Genomic DNA, 18,380 nt, shown 5'->3' with positions numbered 1-18,380 from the left:
GTTTTGAGCGTATTAAAATAGTTCTCTCAGACTGAATGATCAGTCGAAATGGCTATCTTTATTTCATTAACTTTAAAATAGCCTAAGCAATTTTAAAATTTAAGAAACTTACAGCGTTCAGGTGAGTAAAACTAGGGTAAAAACGGATCTTTCACAAAAACTTAAATTACATTTTAAATTGGATCTTCAATTCAGACTTCTGCATTAAGTGAAGGCGATTGGACTGAATATGCTGTAATAACATTTGTTTGACTGAATCATGCATAAAACCAAGTGCATGAGCTTTTACAATAATAATGCTGGGTAAGGTATAGAAAAAATACTTAACATCCTCGAGTGTTGCGTTATTAAAGATGCCTTGTTCAATTAACGTCTGCTGTAAAAACTGCTTTTCATTTAAGACATAATCTGAAGATTCATCCCAAAAACGGTGACGCATAGCCATCAGATTGTTGTGTTTATAACTCATAAAATTGTCAGCTCAGACTTAAATCTAAATAAAATATATGGAGTCGAGCCATGAATATCAAGTTGAGATTATTTTTTATTCAGTTGCTGTTTGATTTTTTATGTAATTCTTGTAAATAGCCTAAGCAAATTTAAAAATTTTTTAGAAAAAACTATAATCCAAATAATTTCATCTATAACACTACTTATTATGACTCCTGCATGTAGACTGTTAAAAAGCAATAAAATTGAATTTTCAATCCATGAATATGAGCATGATTCAAATGCTAAAAGTTTTGGATTAGAAGCAGCAGAAAAACTAAATTTAGATGTAAGGGAGGTATTCAAAACATTGATGGTTAGCGATGATAAGAATTTTTTTGTTGCAGTATTGCCAGTTAATCATCAATTAAATTTAAAAAAAGTGGCTACGGCGTTTGGCTGTAAAAAATTGCAAATGGCCAATCCAAAAGACGCTGAACGTTTAACGGGGTATTTGGTCGGAGGGATTAGTCCTTTAGGTCAGAAGAAACGCTTAAAAACCGTTATTGATGCATCTGCACAAGAATTCAGCAAAATCTATGTGAGTGGAGGAAAACGGGGACTAGATATTGGCTTAAACCCGAAAGATCTAGCACAACTCTTAAATGCTCAATTTGTTGATGTACTTGATGAGTAATATAAATCTTTTTCTTATCTCATTAAATTAACTAATTTTAAGATAGGTAGTATTAAATCAAGTTCTTTTAATAAAAACAATTCTCATTATTATTTATATTTAGTATTATGCCGAACCTTATAACTATCTAATAACTTTTGGGTTTGGAGAAAGGGAAAATGAATCAATACAAAAAGGTTGGGGCTAACTCAAATCATCTGATGTGTGCTGAATCACAGTATTTTAAATTAAAACCTTGTTGTATTGCTCTAGCAGCAGTATTTGCGCAGCAGGTTTATGCAAATACAAATATTGAAAAGGAAATCCTTAATAATCAACCGACACAAAAGCCTGTAGCTCAATTGCAAAAAATTATAGTGACGGCGACAAGGACGCCCAAAAATATTGCTGAAATTGCAGGCACAGTTCAAACGATTGAAAAGCAGCAAATTGAACAACAGGCAACTGCGGGACGAAAAATTGCCGATATTCTGGCTCAGTTGGTTCCATCACTCGGGGTGAGTAGTGGAACGACTACCAACTATGGGCAAACAATGCGTGGTCGTGATGTCATGATTATGATTGACGGCGTATCGCAAAATGGCTCACGCGATGTGGCTCGGCAGCTAAATAGTATTAGTCCAGGCATGATTGAACGTATTGAAGTTCTTTCAGGAGCTACAAGTATTTATGGATCAGGTTCTACCGGCGGGATTATTAATATTATTACGAAACGTGCTGATTCTACTAAACCAGTAAGTTTTGAAACTAAACTTGGTATTACGTCTTCCGATACATTTCGAAGTGATAGTCTTGCTTATGAAATTGGCCAATCTATTTCATTTAATAAAGATAATGTAAATGGTTTCTTAGGGACTAATTTCACTAGTCGCGGATCTCAGTTCAATAGCCATGGTGATCGTATTGCTATAGCACCTATGCAAGGTAGCCGTCCTGATACTGATACAATTGATGTTAATAGTCGTATAAATATAGATTTAACTGATAACCAATCACTAAGTTTGGGTGCACAGTATTATAAGGATGAACAAGATACGAATTATGGTCCTGATTATGGAAAAAATTATATTTATGGAGGAGCGCCTAACTCATATATTGGGAAGAAGGGTTTAGAAATATCTAATCAGCCTTTTACAGAGCGCTATGCATTCAACACTCAATACCAAAATAAAGATATTTTAGGTCAGGTCTTAAATTTAGAAGGATATTACCGTAAAGAAGATGCTCGTTTCTTTCCAGTCTTTTTAGGAGGGGAAGGTACAGAAGCAAAGCAATCTCAATCTGAAATCGAAGTGGCTGGTCTGCGTTCAACAGTACAAAGTGATTTAAATATTATGAATCGTGATCTTAATCTAACTTATGGTTTAGATTATGAACATGAAAAAGATCATCAATATTATGAGCATTTCACAGCATTTAATACAGGTTTGACCTATAAACCTACAGGTAAAACTTCAGATGCCGGTCCAAATACAACAATTCAAAGTGCTGGCATTTTTATACAAGGTGATTACGCTTTAACAGACCGTATGAATGTCCAGGCTGGTACTCGTTACCAATATATCAAAGCTGAAACAGAACAGTACTCGACTAAAAATGGCATACAGCCAAGCGGATCTGTAAATGACGATGCTGTTTTATTCAATTTGGGAGCGATATATAAATTAACAGATGAGCAGCAAATATTTGCTAATTTCTCTCAAGGTTTTAGTTTTCCAGATGTACAACGGATGATGCGTGATGCATTTAATATCTCAACAGCGAATATCCAACCTATTAGTGTAAACAGCTATGAACTAGGCTGGCGTTTACAAGGGGAGCAAAGCCTAAATCTAGGTATAACGGGTTTCTATAATACCTCAGATAAAGTTGTTCAATTCTACAAGAACAGTAATAAAGAAACTGTTGCTGAGGTTATGGACAAAGACCAACGTGTATATGGTGCTGAACTAACGGCGACCTACCCATTTATGGAAGAGTTTAAAGTTGGGGGAACACTGGGTTATACGCGTGGTCAATATAAAGATACGGATGGTAAATGGAAAGAGTTGAATGCTTTTCAAGTTTCACCAATCAAAGGTACTGTTTTTGCCGAGTGGAACAGTGATGAAGGATATGGTGCTCGTATGCAAATTCTTGCTATAAAAGGTACAAATGAAGCAGTAAAAGATGGTTCACTTTCAGCTGTAAAAATTAAAGGCTATAGCACGATGGATGTTTTGGCTCATTTTCCAGCTTGGAAAGGACGTATAGATTTTGGTGTATATAATGTTTGGAATAGAGACTATCGAACTGTCTATAGTCAACAAGCAGAAAAAGTATATGGTCTTGTAGAAAGTATACCAGCTGAAGGACGTACTTACGGCCTCAGCTATACATTTAATTATTAATATGAAGTGAGATAGGGAATATCTATAAATCATAGGTATTCCTTAATAAATTAAAAAAAATAATAAAATAAACTTGCATTATTAAATGCAAATGATTATCATTATCTATATTGGAAGTTGAGAAACGTTCTAGTAATTAAGATTAACGTCTACTACTGTAATGCTGGGTTTTAGGCGATTTAAAGTTATACCAGAGACTCCAATAACAATGATGTTGAAAAAGATGAGTTGATTTCTGGTATGTGAGCGCCTGCAGGATATTATAAAAATAGGCAGGTTCAACTAGCGGTAAATGGAACAAAGAAAAATAAACATTATCAGCGCAACAAAAAGAACTAATCAAAAGCAGTAGGCGAGGATGGCCTGCTGCTTTTGTAGTTAAAGTTAATTTCATAGTTATTTATACATTTCAACTATTTTGGATATTTAACTCTACACAGTAACAGATCGATTATATTTTTGATCAAAAAATAACCACTAATGTTTCATTTATTAACATCCTGCCTTTTTAGCCGTTTTTTTGTATACCCTGAATAAAACATGATCAAAAAAAGAGGTAAAAACGTGCTTATTTTTCATGGAAAACCTGTTCACGGAGCTATCTTTGATATGGATGGGACAATGTTTGACACTGAGCGATTGCGGTTTCAAACATTGCAACAGGCATCTCAAGAACTCATTGGACAGGAGTTTTCACACGAATATTTAATGCAATGTTTAGGTTTAAGTGCAACTACTGCTGAGCAATTGGCTCAACGGTTATATGGGGTAAATGTTCCATATAAGGAAATTCGAAAACGTGCCGATGAGATGGAACTAGAACATATTCGAAAACACGGCGTGCCTATTAAAAAAGGTTTGGTTCAAGTTCTAGAGCGTTTAAGAAAATCTGGTTTAAGAATGGCTGTGGCTACTTCAAGCCGTAGAGCAATTGCCGAAGAATATTTAATTAATGCAAATGTTTATAAATTTTTTGATGTCATTACTTGTGGGGATGAAGTAGAACAAGGGAAGCCACATCCAGAAATCTTTTTAAAAGCGGCTAGTCAACTTCATTTAGACGCTAACCAATGTTTAATGTTTGAAGATTCGGAAAATGGTTTAACTTCAGCCCACACATCGAAAGGTTTAACGATTTTATTAAAAGATATTAAAGAACCAAATGATGAAATGCTGGAAAAAGCGCATTTTTATTATGACCAGATGTATGACTTTTTAACTGATCTTGACCAATTTATTCCTGTTATGGATATGCCAGAGATACAGGAACCTTTTCCGCAAAGTCTGAATCAGCTTACTGTTGGAATACATGGTTTCGGTGCTATTGGCGGTGGTTATATAGCGCAGATCTTGTCGCATTGGGATGGTTATACGAAACCAAAACGTATAATTGCGTCAACACGAAATAGTCTTTTCCGCGAAGCTGTAAATGCGTTTGGAACCTATAGTATTCGCTATGGGCAATTTTCTTATGATGAACGTATTGAGAATATGACCATTGTTGATTCTGAAAATGAACAACAAATGTTGGAGATGTATACCCATTCAAGTTTGATCGCACTTTGTTTACCCGAACAGGCCATCGAAGTTGAGGCAAAAATAATTGCAAAAGGGTTATATGCGCGTTTTAATTCGCAACTTGAAACATGTATAGAACCGTTAACCTTTCTAATTATTTTAAATAAGGTTGGTGCGAAATATTTGGTTATGAAGCATCTTAAAGAAGCTCTACTAGAGTTAACCAACGATGAAGATGTAACCGAGCATATTTTAAAAGAGCATTACTTTTGCGACACCGTAGTTAATCGCATGGTTTCAAAACTTTCTAATCAGAATTTATATCGTCAACTTCGTATTAAACATAATTTTCTTGAACAGCATTTAGAAGATGTGGAGCAAGAAGACCAAATTGAAATTGAAGACTGTAATAAACTGAATCAAGATAAACTAAATCAGGCTTCTATCTATGTTGATAACATGCGCCGTAATTTCCAGCCGGGACATATCTTACAAAGCATGGATTTAATCTTGTTCCATAGTGAAACTGATATGCCAATCTATGTAGAGAAAGGCAGTCCTTTACTTGAAAAGTTGCGTCAGGTGGTATTGGTTGACCAAATTACTGACATTCAACTCATTAAAAATCGTTTATGGAATGGTGTACATGCGATGCTTGCTTGGTATGCATCTTTAATGGGTTATGAATCTATTGGTGTTGCCATGGGTGATCATTTAGTTAAAGCATTTGCAGAGAACTTAATTGCAGAAGTGAAGCAGGGACTTGCTATTGTATTACCTAACTATGCAAAAGATCTGGATCGAATGTCACAAAGTTTTCTAGACTCATGTGAATATGCATTTAAAGATCCTTGTCAACGCGTAGCTAGAGATCCACTACGCAAACTCACTCATAATGAACGTGTCATGGCATCAATTGCTGTGAATATTTGTCATGATTTGCCTTATAAAAATTTATTAAAAGGTGCTGCTTTAGGTTATGCCTATGCGATTCAATTTTTAGAAATTGAAGAGACTAAAGCTGTTGAACATCTGCAGCAACAAATTCAGAACCTAGACTTGAGTACAACTCAAAGAAGACAGCTTGAAGCTGAATTGGTTCAACTTATCCAATATTTGTTTTCTGAACAAGGTAAACAACCTTTGGACATTAAGCTGAACAATACCAAAACTACATCAAATCAATATGTTTGAGTTTGCTTATTGAATTAACCTCAACAATTGAAAGACAAACATGTTTTAATACAAAATTTGAATAATTTTGAATTAAAACTGTGCTGTTAAAACCCTCCACACTCATGGTGCCAACACCTATACGGGATTATCCCGAATGGCACCTTGGGCGTCAAAATTACGCATTGTGGTATCTAGAAATTAATGATCAGAAATTAGTTCATTATCTAGATCAATTGCGTGCGCATTTTTCAGAATTCTTATTAGAACCCAATAGTCGTCAATATCATATCACACTGTTTATATGTGGATTTTTAGACCACGAAACCAGAGTTTATAGTGATGACTTTAGTTTGAGTGAATTTGAGCAGCAAAGAGAAATCTTAAAAAAAGAAGATTTTGCTCCGTTTCATTTAAAAATTGGTTCAATCGATAGCTTTAGTAGTGCTCTATTTGTAGAAATAGGAGACACTGAAAATATCTTATTTCAGATACGCCAAAAGTTAGGTTTAGTTTCTAATGAAATTGCGGCTTTAGATTATTGCCCACACATCACTTTGGGGTTGTATAAAACAGACTATAGTAGTGATTTGATTTTACAAAAAATTTCTGAATTACCTGTACAATATAAACAGGCTGAATTTGACCTTAAAGTTGAGCATTTAACATTTGGTTATTATCAAGCTCAAACTTTACAAGGTAAGTTATATCCGTATCAGCATTTGTTTTTAGGTGATGCATGTTGCAACTGATTTTGGGTGGAGCCCGTTCTGGCAAAAGCCGACTGGCTGAACAAACGGCAATAGACAGGCAATTAGCTGTCACTTATGTTGCAACGGCGCAAGCGCTAGATTCTGAAATGCAAAGTCGAATAACCCATCATCAAAATCAGCGTCCTTCTCACTGGTCCTTGGTTGAAGAACCTTTATATTTAGCAAAGATTCTGCAAAAAATTGATCGACCTAATCAAATTATTCTTGTGGATTGTTTAACACTTTGGCTAACCAATTTGTTACTTTTAGAAGATCAAAATGTTCAGAAATTTGAATGTGAGCAGCTGTTAAAAATTTTACCCACGCTTCAGTCAGAAATTATTTTAGTAAGTAATGAAACTGGTCTTGGTGTTGTACCACTCGGTGAGATCAGTCGTCGGTTTGTCGATGAAGCAGGCAGACTACATCAAGCTCTAGGGCAAATTGCAGATAAGGTTGTGTTTTGTGTGGCTGGTTTTCCAATGATTTTAAAAGGTGAGAAATAAAATGAACTGGTGGTTACAATCTGTACAGCAACCTGATGTGGACGCAAAACAACAAGCTGAGCAACACCAGCTTCAACTGACCAAACCTACAGGTGCTTTAGGTGATCTAGAACTGATAGCAGTAAAACTTGCTAGTTTGCAATCAAATGCGCATCCACACATTAACCATCCATGGATTACAGTTTTTGCTGGCGATCATGGCGTGGTTGAAGAAAATATCTCTGCATATCCTCAAGCCGTTACCCGTCAAATGTTACAAAACTTCACGACTGGTGGTGCAGCAATTAGTGTCATTGCCAAATATCATCAAGCTCATTTACAAGTGATTGATTGCGGTACAGTTGGTGAAGCATATGAATATGCAGGGGTTGAACGTCATTGTATTCGTGCCGGCACAGCAAATTTTGCCAAACAAGCTGCAATGAATGCTGAAGAGTGCCGTGCTGCCTTAGAGTTAGGTAAAAACAGTGTAGACACGGCCAAATCTAAAGGTGCAGATATTTATATTGCGGGTGAAATGGGAATTGGAAATACCTGTTCTGCTTCTGCCTTAGCATGTCTTTTATTAAATGATACTGCCGAGCAATTAACTGGAGTTGGTACAGGAATTGGTGCCGATCAGTTAAGACATAAAATTGAAGTGATTGAAAAGGCAATTGAACTTCACCATAAACATGTCGTCGGTGATGTCTTCAAAACATTATGCGCCGTAGGTGGTTTGGAAATTGCGGCAATTACAGGTGCTTATATCCACTGTGCGCAGGTGGGCTTACCTATCATTGTGGATGGTTTTATTAGTTCGGTCGCTGCTTTATGCGCAGTACGAATGAATTCTAAAGTGCGTGACTGGATGCTTTTTGGCCATCAATCGGCAGAATATGGCCACCAACGTATTTTACAAGAACTCAATGCTGAGCCGATTTTAAAAATGAATTTACGTTTAGGTGAAGGTAGTGGTGCTGGCGCTGCTTTGGCATTGGTTAAAATGGCATGTGTATTACACAACCAGATGGCTACATTTGCCGAAGCTGCTGTTAGCGGGGATAAAATTGGGTAAATTTAGAATTGATTTGCTCAGACATGGCGAAAGTCAATATAGCCATACTTTACGTGGACATTTAGATGATGAGTTAACAGCAAAAGGTTGGCAGCAAATGCAGTCAACCATTGAGCAAGTGGCTAATCAGCCATGGGATGTCATTATAAGTTCATCATTAAAGCGTTGTGCTTGTTTTGCTGAGCAACTTGCGAAGACAACTCAGCTGCCTTTACTTCTAAATCATGACTTAAAGGAAATGTATTTTGGTGATTGGGAAGGCGTCTCAACTCAGCAAATTTATGAAACTTCACCCGAATTACTTGCAAATTTTTGGCAAAAACCTAGTCAATATTGTCCACCTCGCGCAGAAACATTAAACCAGTTTCAAATAAGGGTCCTTAAAGGCTTTCAAGATTTGCTGAAGCATATGCAAAAGCAAAACTTACAGCATGCACTGGTTATAACTCATGGCGGTGTAATTAAGCTATTGGCTTGCTTAGCCAGACAACAGCCTCTAGATGACTTACTTAAAATGCCGGCAGAACTTGGGAAATTATATTCTCTTGAATTTTCTGAAACAGATGGTCAATTAACTTTTATATTAAGATAGTAGTTTTATATTTTTATACACTTGTAAGTTATTATTTTTACAATATTATTTTAGCCTGTGTAATAGAACTGTCATTGCTAAAAACTAAGCTATTGGCATTTCTTATAACCACTCATCTGACTTATGAATATTTTATTTAAAACGACTGTGCTCGCCGCATCACTATTACTCGTTGCGTGTAACGATAATGATGATCAAGAAGCTCAAACTGCACCATCCACAAACCAATCAAAATATTATCAAACAAAAACGCCTTACCAACCGCAACAAGAAATAAAAAACTATGAACAAACACCGAATGGATTCCAGCCAGTTTTTACAGAGCTAGTGGCACGTCACGGTTCAAGAGGTCTCTCAAGTCTGAAATATGATTTGGCACTTTATAATTTATGGAAACAGGCAAAAGCAGAAAATGCCTTAACACCATTAGGTGAGCAATTAGATGCTGATTTAGAAGCCATGATGAAGGCAAATATCTTATTAGGTTATGGCGTGGAAGGGATCCGCCAGTACGGTTATGGAAATGAAACCATGACTGGTATCTTAGAACACCGTGGCATTGCAGATCGTTTATTACAACGCTTACCAACTCTTTTAAATTCCCAAGCCTCTATATTGGTACAAAGTTCTGGGGTGGATCGTGCGGTAGATAGTGCTAAATTTTTCACTGCTGAACTTATAAAACAACAACCGCAACTGAAAGATAAAATTGTTCCATTGTCTTATACCAATTTATCAAGTGAAAGCGGGCCGAGTGTTGAAGATGGCGGCGTTGATCGTTTCAAACTCTATTTTCATAGTTTGAATGCAGACGAAGACTTAGCTCAACCCCTGAGTGCTAGCCAACAAAAAATTTATGATGCTAGTCAGGCCTATCAAGATTTTGAAGAAAATAATAAAGATTTAGCCCAAAAGTTAGATGAGTTATCGAAAAATACCGAGGCTGAAAAAACAGCTCAAACAGTGCTCAGCCCGATTTTTAAAGCGGATTTTATTAAAAAACTGGGTACAACAGGTTATAGTTTTAGCAACACTGGATCTTTTACAGTCACTTCACCTAAAGGTGAGCAAATTACCGAAAAAGGTAAGGGGAAAAATACGATTTCCAGTGCAGTTGATGCAGCAGCGTATATTTATGAGCTCTATTCAATTTCTGGTGGTATGAAAGATGAGTTGAAAGGTATCAATTTTGATAAATATATGCCGTTAGAAGCTGCAAAATTCTACGCTGAATTTAATGATGCAAACGATTTTTACGAAAAAGGTCCAAGTTTTACAGAGTCAAATCAAGTCACAAGTGAAATTGCTCAAGGACTCAAACAGGACTGGTTCCAACAAGTTGATGCGGTTGTAAATAAAACCCAACCATACAAAGCAGTTTTACGTTTTGCCCATGCTGAAATTATTATTCCTCTAGCAACCAGTCTAGATTTACATAATATGATGCAGCCTTTACCGCTTCGCCAGACTTATAATTACTCAACTAGCGCATGGCGCGGTGAAGTAGTTTCACCTATGGCAGCAAATGTCCAATGGGATATTTACCAAAATAGCCAAGGCTCTACTTTGGTTAAAATGCTTTATAACGAAAAAGAAACTTTGTTCAAATCTGCATGTAACTATGCACGTTATACACCAACTAGTTTTTACTACGACTACATTAAATTGAAACAGTGCTATCAAATGCAATAGATTTTCAGTTTTTGAAGTCTTTAATGGGAATAGGGATTGCTATTCCCATTTTTATTTCTTCATAATTTAATTTGCTTTTAAATATAGACCAGTTAGAGACTTGGATATGACACCTTTTTGGATTGCATTGCAATTTTTAACTGTTCTGCCTATTGAGCTAAAGACAATGCCGACGGCGCAACAAAATGGTCGAGCTATTTTGTTTTATCCACTGGTTGGGCTGATTATTGGTGGCGTTCTTTTTCTTATCTCGTGTCTTTTAGTTAAATTACCCGTTCTTTTGCTTGCTACTATCATCATGACTTTATGGATTTGGCTAACAGGTGGGCTGCATTTAGATGGGCTAGCAGATACAGCCGATGCGTGGGTAGGCGGTTTTGGTGATAAACAACGAACTTTACAAATCATGAAGGATCCAAGTTGTGGCCCAATTGGAGTCCTCAGCTTAGTTATCATATGTTTGCTCAAATTTGCACTGGTTTATGTATTGATTGAACAGCATCAAACGTTATTTTTAGTCTTTGTTCCTAGCCTTGGGCGTGTGGTGCCATCTATTTTATTCTTAACTACACCATATGTACGTGAAAAAGGGTTAGGGCGTTCTTTGACAGATCACTCACCTAAAACAACTTCATGGATAATCACTGGGTTCGTTCTACTATTACCTTTGTATTGGGAGTTGCAAGGACTTATTGCCATCATTAGTTTTTTAATAAGTCTCGTTTATTTAAGACATCTGTTTATTAAAAGAATTGGTGGTATTACGGGGGATACAGTTGGTGCAGCGATTGAACTAAGTGAAACCGTACTCCTTTTTGCTTTTGTTTTGAGTTATTTTTATTTACTTTAATTTTGAGTTTCATCCAAAAATAAAAAAGCCCTCAAAAAATGAGGGCTTAATTTTCAATCTTAAAAAGATGAATTAGCGGTTTGGTAAAACATCTTTTAAAGCTTCATGCATTTCAAGCAATGTCTTTTCAGTAGTTTCCCAATCGATACAACCATCAGTTACTGATTTGCCATATTCTAAATCACAAAGATTGTCAGGAATATCTTGGCGTCCACCTTTTAAGTGACTTTCAACCATAATACCTACGATTGACTTATTACCATCTAAAATTTGTTCAGTAATATTTTTAAGAACAAGTGGTTGTAAATACGGGTCTTTATTTGAGTTAGCATGGCTCGCATCAATCATAATTTTGTTGCTCACTTTAGCTTTTGCTAAAGCATTTTCTGCTTCTGCAACAGAGCCTGCGTCATAGTTTGGTTTACCATTACCACCACGTAATACAACGTGTGCATAAGGGTTACCATTTGTATTAATAATTGAAACCTGACCGTCTTCATTTAGACCTAAGAAACTATGGCCATATTTAACAGATTGCATCGCATTGGTTGCAACAGTTAAGCCACCGTCTGTACCATTTTTAAAACCAACTGGTGAAGATAAGCCAGAAGACATTTCACGGTGAGTTTGGCTCTCGGTTGTACGTGCGCCAATTGCAGACCATGAAATTAAGTCTTGGTAGTACTGTGGAGAGTTAGGATCGAGTGCTTCAGTTGCACATGGCAAACCTTTTTCATTTAACTCAAGCAAGAGTTTACGACCAATACGTAAACCTTTTTCGATGTTAAATGAGTCGTTCATATCCGGGTCATTGATTAGACCTTTCCAACCAATTGTCGTACGTGGTTTTTCAAAATAAACACGCATAACTAGATATAGGGTATCTTTAACCTTTTCGCTTAGCGCTTTTAAGCGATCAGCATATTCGTGAGCAGCTTTTGGGTCGTGAATAGAGCAAGGACCAATAACAACAAACAAACGTTTATCTGAACCATCTAAAATATTACGAATAGTTTCGCGGCCTTTTAGAACAGTTTGCGAAGCAACATCAGATAAAGGAAGTTCTGACTTAAGCTCATTTGGTGTTACAAGAGTTTGAATGCTTTTAATATTAACGTCGTCGATATCTGGCTTTGAAACGGAATTTGAATGTGTAGTCATTGCTGTCACTGGTTCGATCATACTAAAGGTTGTTTTGTGTACTGAATATACCATGAAATAATTATGAAAATACTACATCTCATGGTATTTCAGATTGGAAAAATCCTATTGATTTTACTATCTTTCAGTCGAGTTGCCTGTTTTTTCGGCAACTACTGCTTGTTGTTGTACCACAGGTGCTTTCGGTTTTGCTTTGACTGGATGAACCATAAAGTTAACACCGAGGGCAAATAGGGTAATCCCTAGAATTTTTCGGATTAAACGTTCAGGCATACGAGAGCTAATTAATGTTCCAATAATAATTGCTGGAATTGAACCCACCAATAACCACATCAGAAGTGTAAAGTCGACGTTACCAGCACTCATGTGTCCAAGGCCAGCCACTAAGGTAAGCAATACTGCATGTACAACATCCGACCCAATAATTCGGATCATAGGTAAGTTCGGGAACATAATCACAAGTGCCATGATTCCAAATGCACCCGCACCAACTGATGAAAGAGTTACGAATACACCTAAAATGATACCCATAATCACGATAAAGCTACGTTTTTTATGGATTGCTAACTGCTCATTTTCACTTTGAGTAACTTCTTTAGTTCTGAATTTATTAAAGAATTTCTCAATACGCGTACGGAAAATGATGGAAACACCAGTTAAGGTCAACATAAAACCTAACACCATGGTGAGTACAGCTTTATAGTGTGTTGACTGGCTTAAATAATGCTCAAGTACCCATGAAGTAATGAAAGATGCAGGAATACTACCTACGGCTAACCATAAAACAATTGGCCAGACAATATTGAGTTTTCTAGCGTGAACCATTGATCCACAAAATTTTGAGATTGCAGCATAAAGTAAATCGGTACCAATCGCGATATGAGGTTCAATTCTAAAAAGGCTAATTAAAATTGGTGTCATTAATGATCCACCACCAACTCCTGTAATCCCTACACAGAAACCAACTAACATACCCGCTAAGATAAATTCAAAAGCACCAGACATCTTTATCGCCACTTATCACGAAACGCAGATATCTTATTCCTTTTAGAGATAAACAGTTGTCATGAATAATGATTTACTTATGCAAAAAAAAGCTAAGCAACGAAAATTTTGCTTAGCTTGTACTATTTTTCATCATTTTTTAAAGAAAATGATTATTTTGATGACTTTAGTGGGTTAATTAAAAGTATAAGAATAAAAGTTAATGGCGTTGCAAAGATCCACCAACTGACAAAACCAATTGAAAATTTATATTGTTGAATAAGAATAAATGCACATAAACCAAATAGCATGAATGCAGCTATTTTAAAGTGCCGGTAATATTTTTGAGCTAATGATTTGAAATGACCTGTTGATTTCGGTGATCGATATTTTTCGCTCGCCATAAACAACAAATACATACCTAATAAAATTAAGATGAAAGCTATAAGAATCATGAGCTCACCTCAGTATTTAATTTATTCAGCTTTTTTTGAATTTTTGCGACAGCTTTATGCTGGATAGGTTGAATTTTGCAAAATATAAAAATGGCTAAAGCTGCAAATAGCCACAAAAATACATCTACACGTGCAAAGGTCCAATAATCACTGAGGCTTTGAACATACTCATGTTTAAGTAAATAAATTAGATTTAAGATTGGAAGTGCAAGACACAGCATAATAAAAACGCTAAGTTGAGTTCGCCACAAATGCTGTTTTTTAGTGATTAATGCAATGATTAAGCTAATTAACCAAACCAAGAAAAAGCTATAAACTTCATAATTGATTGTGGTTGACGTGACTGTAAACAATCGATTTGAGCTTAAATAGGCCACAGTTGCACAAGGCAATCCTACAAATGCTGCAACATTTAAACGGTCAACTAAATAGTGTCCGAAATGAAACTGACTATTTTTATTTTGAATTTGGCGTTTAAGACTCCAAAGTAATAAACCAGAAGCAATCATTACACAGCCTAAAATGCCTGAGAAAAAGAATCCTAAACGAAGTAAAGGCTGAGCAAATGTTGCCATGTGCAGGCCATAAACACCCGCATTCAATGTTGCAATAGGGCTATTATTACGTGTGTCTTCTAAGACTTTGCCAGTTGAAGCATTTAATGTAATTTGAGGCTGATTTCGAGTAATAGTGCGGTCTTCTTTTTGAATAAATGTAATTTGAGCTTGATTGGTATTTGGATTTTTTACACTCATTGTTGATAAAGGTTGGTTGCCCCAACTTTGTTGAACTTGGCTCAGCAGCTTCTCAATAGCTAAGTTTTGAGCAGGTTGAATCGATTGATTCTCAAATATAGTCTTTGTGCGGATTTCGGTAAAATATTGATAAGGGTTTTCAGGGTAAAGTTTTTGCATTCCCCAAGGCAGATATAAATAAAAGAAAATAGCTAAGCCTGTAAATGTTATGGTTAAAAAGAAGGGCAGAGCAATGACTGAAGAAATATTATGAAAGTCTAGCCATGAACGCTGAGACTTAAATGTACGTAAAGTAAAAAAGTCAGTGAATATTTTTTTATGGGTAATAATGCCTGAAACCAAAGCAATCAGCATAATAAATGCGGCAAGACATACGACTAATCGCCCAACTATTATTGGAATGCCAAAAAGTTGGTAATGGAAGCGGTAAAAAAAATCTCCGCCTAGGGTTGCCGAAAGTTGAAGTTCTTTTCCCGTATTAGCATCAAGTGTGGCATTACCATAACCGCCGTCAGCTTTTTCCCAATACATGGTGTTGACGGGACTTTCTGGTGTAGCCACAGTTAAGTACCAAGATTTGGCGTCTGGAGCGTTTTCTTGTAAATATTGATATGCTGTTTTAATAGCAATATCTTGCTTTACTTCATATTGCGCAAGTGCAGGCTGCATCCATAAATTAATTTCGTGGCGGTAATAAGATAGGCTACCCATTAAGAAAATGGCAAACACGAGCCATCCAAAAATTAAGCCAGTCCATGAGTGTAGCCATGCCATAGATTGACGTATACCTTTATGCATAACCCACCGTCCGTGTCACAATAAAGAAAAGGGCAAATAGTGCGATTGATACAATGGTCAGTCGTACTAATGATTGAATGCAGAAACCAACAATTACAAAGACTACGTAAAATAAAATCGATATAAATGCTGAAAGATAGATAGCCTCAGCTTTGTCCAGATTCAAAAGGAAAATTCCAGTGAGTCCAAGACTTAAATACGTCATACAGGCAAAGCCCATACCGAAAACTAGCAAGAATCGATAGAAAACTTTTATACGATATGACACAGGGAGATTTACAGTTTTGGACATCTTTACTGACACATAAACAAAGAATAATAAGTAAAGCCAATCCCTAAATTGGGATTGGCTACGGTATTAATATTTAAACTTTACAGCAACTGTATAATTGGCTGGAGCGCCATAAAAAGCTTGCCCATCGGGGAAACTATTTAAATATTTCTTGTCAAAAATATTATTACCATTTGCTTGAAGCGTAATATGATCATTGACTTCATAGCTTGCCATTAAATTGACTAAAGCATATGCATCTTGTTTGATCGTACTGTTTACATTTGAATCATATAACTTTATCCCATCTTGCCATTGTAAACCTGCACCAACTTTCAGCTTAGGTAAAGCTGGCGGAGTATAGGTGGTTAGCAAGTTAAGTGTCTGGTTTGGATTGTAGGTTCTTGCCTCGCCACCATTTTTTGTATCTTTAATACTAAATTGAGCATAGCCGAAAGAAAGATTTACGTTATCAGTAATTTGACCTGATAGACTGACTTCTACACCTTGTGACTCTAAATCACTCGTTGGTACTTTTCGATTAAGTGGATTTCCATCAGAGCTGCGTAAAGGGTAATTATTTTGTTCAGTTTTAAATACTGAAAGTGTTCCTGTTAAACGGTCATCTAGCCATGAACTTTTTACGCCCATTTCATAGCTTTTACCATCAATAGGTTTTAAAGCTTGATTGGTATCTTTATCAATACCAGTTTGAGGACGGAAAATTGAGGTGTAACTCATATAACCTGTATATTCAGGTGTAAAGTTATAAGTTAGTCCAACATATGGTGAGACTTTACTTTCACTATATGACATTGGTGAACCATAACTTTCACCTTTACTTTCAGCTTGGACATAGTTTGCACCAAGTAAAAGTTTTAAATCTTCATTAAGATGTAAGCGTGTCGCGGCATAGATGGAGTTAATATTCTGTTTATAGTTTGCGGCTTCCGTAAAATTCGACCAAGTTATAGATTGCGGTGTCCAACTTGCCCAATCTGTAGTGGTTGATTTTATAACGTTACTATCGTTAATCGTTCCTGTAGATTGTTTATCTTGCTGATGATTACGTACATAGCTATAGCCTAAAGATGCCTCATGTTCTTGGTTAAAAAGCTTATAGCTCCCTTCGAGATTAAAATCGACAGCATGTTTTTCTTGGTGTTCTTGGCCACCCCAAGGAGTTAGAGAAACACCTGAACCGTCAGCTTTTGGATAACCATAGTAATAGAGAAGACGGCTATTATGCTTCGTATCAAGATAGTTGTAAGTTAGCTTAGCCGTCCATAGGTCATTAATTTTTTGCTTTAATTCAACAAAAGCATTTTGAGTTTCATTATCCCAGTGTGCCCAGTCAGGGTTTGGATTATATGAACGATCATATGAAATTTGTTTACCATTGGCATCTAATAAAGGCAGAGAACCCCAGTTATTTGCATTAGGTTTATTTTGTTCTTGGCTATAACCTGCGGTAAGTAAAGTGCTATCTGTCAAATCAGCTTCAATAATACCTGCGAAACCATTTTTCTCAGAAGAATAGCGGTCAAGGTAAGAATCACCAGTTTGTTCATAGCCCATAATACGGCCACGTACTTTTCCACTCGGTATAATTGCGCCAGAAACATCAGCTTCATAACGCTGCGTATCCCAAGAGCCATAACTTACACCGCCACTTGCTTGGAATTCCTGAGTCGGGCGTTTTCGAATATTATTGATTGTTGCACTTGGATCACCGAAGGCGTTAGTTAAAGAATCAGCACCTTTAACAACTTCTACACGATCATAGAAATAAGTATCAGGATTCGTATTGTTATAGTTATAACCTGAGAGGGGAAAACCTACGCCGTCAGTTAATATATTTGAAATCTCAAAACCACGAGCCATATAAGTAGTTCGCTCAGTTTCTTGATTAGATACTGTTACACCTGGGGTATTTTTTAAAACATCTCGGGTACTAGTAAGACCAAAATCTTCTATTTGCTGACGAGTAACGACGTTAATGGTTTGAGGAGTTTCTTTAGCCTCAATATTAAGCTTGGTTGCGCTACTCGAGTTCTTAACATTATATGCTTTGGTTTGTTCAGAAGACTGCTCAGCATTTGATGCTTTAACTTGAATTGTCTGTAAAGATTGTACCTCTGAGTCCTGAGCATGAGAGAGGTTCGCATAACAAATCGCGCAGGCGATTACGGTAAGCTTAAATGGTCGAGGTGGGATATTCATAAGATTAAGGATAATGTAAATAATTCTCATTTATTTTATTGTTTGTAAATGTAAGCTACAATTCAAATTGCATTGTT

Annotated in this window: 17 protein-coding genes; 10 read left to right on the top strand and 7 right to left on the bottom strand. The window is 36.3% G+C overall.

Annotation, left to right across the window (positions count from 1 at the left end; translation table 11 throughout):
• Nucleotides 1-166 precede the first annotated feature (166 nt).
• Nucleotides 167-469: a hypothetical protein gene (locus tag J536_RS05585; RefSeq protein ID WP_005076193.1), complete on the bottom strand. Its 303-nt coding sequence runs from the start codon at nucleotides 467-469 to the stop codon at nucleotides 167-169.
• Nucleotides 470-658: 189 nt separating this feature from the next.
• Between J536_RS05585 and ybaK the strand changes: the two genes are divergently transcribed.
• The 9 genes from ybaK to J536_RS05540 all read left to right on the top strand — a co-directional run bounded on the left by ybaK (nucleotide 659) and on the right by J536_RS05540 (nucleotide 11,656).
• On the top strand, nucleotides 659-1,126 hold the full coding sequence (gene ybaK / locus J536_RS05580; RefSeq protein WP_017386867.1) for a Cys-tRNA(Pro) deacylase: 468 nt from the start codon (nucleotides 659-661) through the stop codon (nucleotides 1,124-1,126).
• 158 nt (nucleotides 1,127-1,284) lie between these two features.
• Nucleotides 1,285-3,516 carry a TonB-dependent receptor gene (locus J536_RS05575; protein WP_032062335.1) on the top strand — a complete coding sequence of 744 codons (2,232 nt, stop codon included), beginning with the start codon at nucleotides 1,285-1,287 and terminating at the stop codon, nucleotides 3,514-3,516.
• 564 nt (nucleotides 3,517-4,080) lie between these two features.
• Complete coding sequence (gene mtlD / locus J536_RS05570) at nucleotides 4,081-6,228, top strand: bifunctional mannitol-1-phosphate dehydrogenase/phosphatase (protein WP_032062333.1); 2,148 nt, start codon at nucleotides 4,081-4,083, stop codon at nucleotides 6,226-6,228.
• A gap of 104 nt (nucleotides 6,229-6,332) precedes the next feature.
• Nucleotides 6,333-6,959: a 2'-5' RNA ligase family protein gene (locus J536_RS05565; RefSeq protein WP_032062331.1), complete on the top strand. Its 627-nt coding sequence runs from the start codon at nucleotides 6,333-6,335 to the stop codon at nucleotides 6,957-6,959.
• Nucleotides 6,947-7,465 (top strand): bifunctional adenosylcobinamide kinase/adenosylcobinamide-phosphate guanylyltransferase, encoded by a 519-nt coding sequence (cobU, locus tag J536_RS05560; protein ID WP_032062329.1) that lies wholly within the window; start codon nucleotides 6,947-6,949, stop codon nucleotides 7,463-7,465. The genes J536_RS05565 and cobU overlap by 13 nt, the downstream gene beginning before the upstream one ends.
• Before the next feature lies 1 nt (nucleotide 7,466).
• Nucleotides 7,467-8,522, top strand: a complete 1,056-nt coding sequence (gene cobT, locus J536_RS05555; protein ID WP_032062327.1) for a nicotinate-nucleotide--dimethylbenzimidazole phosphoribosyltransferase — start codon at nucleotides 7,467-7,469, stop codon at nucleotides 8,520-8,522.
• Nucleotides 8,515-9,114: a histidine phosphatase family protein gene (locus J536_RS05550; protein WP_032062325.1), complete on the top strand. Its 600-nt coding sequence runs from the start codon at nucleotides 8,515-8,517 to the stop codon at nucleotides 9,112-9,114. Before cobT ends, J536_RS05550 begins: the two co-directional genes overlap by 8 nt.
• A gap of 123 nt (nucleotides 9,115-9,237) precedes the next feature.
• On the top strand, nucleotides 9,238-10,806 hold the full coding sequence (locus tag J536_RS05545) for a histidine-type phosphatase (RefSeq protein ID WP_032062323.1): 1,569 nt from the start codon (nucleotides 9,238-9,240) through the stop codon (nucleotides 10,804-10,806).
• Nucleotides 10,807-10,912: 106 nt separating this feature from the next.
• Nucleotides 10,913-11,656 carry an adenosylcobinamide-GDP ribazoletransferase gene (locus J536_RS05540; protein ID WP_017482235.1) on the top strand — a complete coding sequence of 248 codons (744 nt, stop codon included), beginning with the start codon at nucleotides 10,913-10,915 and terminating at the stop codon, nucleotides 11,654-11,656.
• A 72-nt stretch (nucleotides 11,657-11,728) separates the two neighbouring features.
• Here J536_RS05540 and J536_RS05535 read toward each other — a convergent pair whose 3' ends face one another.
• Entirely contained in the window at nucleotides 11,729-12,838 is a 1,110-nt protein-coding gene (locus tag J536_RS05535; protein ID WP_017482234.1) for a 3-deoxy-7-phosphoheptulonate synthase, read from the bottom strand.
• A gap of 96 nt (nucleotides 12,839-12,934) precedes the next feature.
• The gene (locus J536_RS05530) at nucleotides 12,935-13,822 is read right to left on the bottom strand and encodes a sulfite exporter TauE/SafE family protein (RefSeq protein ID WP_017482233.1); all 888 of its coding nucleotides are present in this window, start codon (nucleotides 13,820-13,822) and stop codon (nucleotides 12,935-12,937) included.
• Nucleotides 13,823-13,883: 61 nt separating this feature from the next.
• Here J536_RS05530 and J536_RS24930 point away from each other — a divergent pair, with 61 nt between their 5' ends.
• Nucleotides 13,884-14,000: a hypothetical protein gene (locus tag J536_RS24930; protein WP_002122212.1), complete on the top strand. Its 117-nt coding sequence runs from the start codon at nucleotides 13,884-13,886 to the stop codon at nucleotides 13,998-14,000.
• Here the strand turns inward: J536_RS24930 and J536_RS0104185 are convergent.
• The 4 genes from J536_RS0104185 to J536_RS05520 all read right to left on the bottom strand — a co-directional run bounded on the left by J536_RS0104185 (nucleotide 13,975) and on the right by J536_RS05520 (nucleotide 18,303).
• Complete coding sequence (locus tag J536_RS0104185; RefSeq protein ID WP_017482232.1) at nucleotides 13,975-14,256, bottom strand: hypothetical protein; 282 nt, start codon at nucleotides 14,254-14,256, stop codon at nucleotides 13,975-13,977. The two genes, J536_RS24930 and J536_RS0104185, sit on opposite strands and share 26 nt — an antisense overlap.
• Nucleotides 14,253-15,809, bottom strand: coding sequence for a PepSY-associated TM helix domain-containing protein (locus J536_RS05525; RefSeq protein ID WP_032056971.1), 1,557 nt, complete (start codon nucleotides 15,807-15,809; stop codon nucleotides 14,253-14,255). Before J536_RS05525 ends, J536_RS0104185 begins: the two co-directional genes overlap by 4 nt.
• Nucleotides 15,802-16,101 (bottom strand): hypothetical protein, encoded by a 300-nt coding sequence (locus tag J536_RS26105; RefSeq protein ID WP_032056970.1) that lies wholly within the window; start codon nucleotides 16,099-16,101, stop codon nucleotides 15,802-15,804. The genes J536_RS05525 and J536_RS26105 overlap by 8 nt, the downstream gene beginning before the upstream one ends.
• A 66-nt stretch (nucleotides 16,102-16,167) precedes the next feature.
• Entirely contained in the window at nucleotides 16,168-18,303 is a 2,136-nt protein-coding gene (locus J536_RS05520) for a TonB-dependent siderophore receptor (protein WP_032062322.1), read from the bottom strand.
• Between the last annotated feature and the right edge of the window lie 77 nt (nucleotides 18,304-18,380).

The organism is Acinetobacter sp. 809848 (assembly GCF_000581275.1).
GTDB classification, from domain to species: domain Bacteria; phylum Pseudomonadota; class Gammaproteobacteria; order Pseudomonadales; family Moraxellaceae; genus Acinetobacter; species Acinetobacter pittii.
Note: the sequence above shows the minus strand (reverse complement) of the source record. Positions and strands in the feature narration are given on the sequence as shown.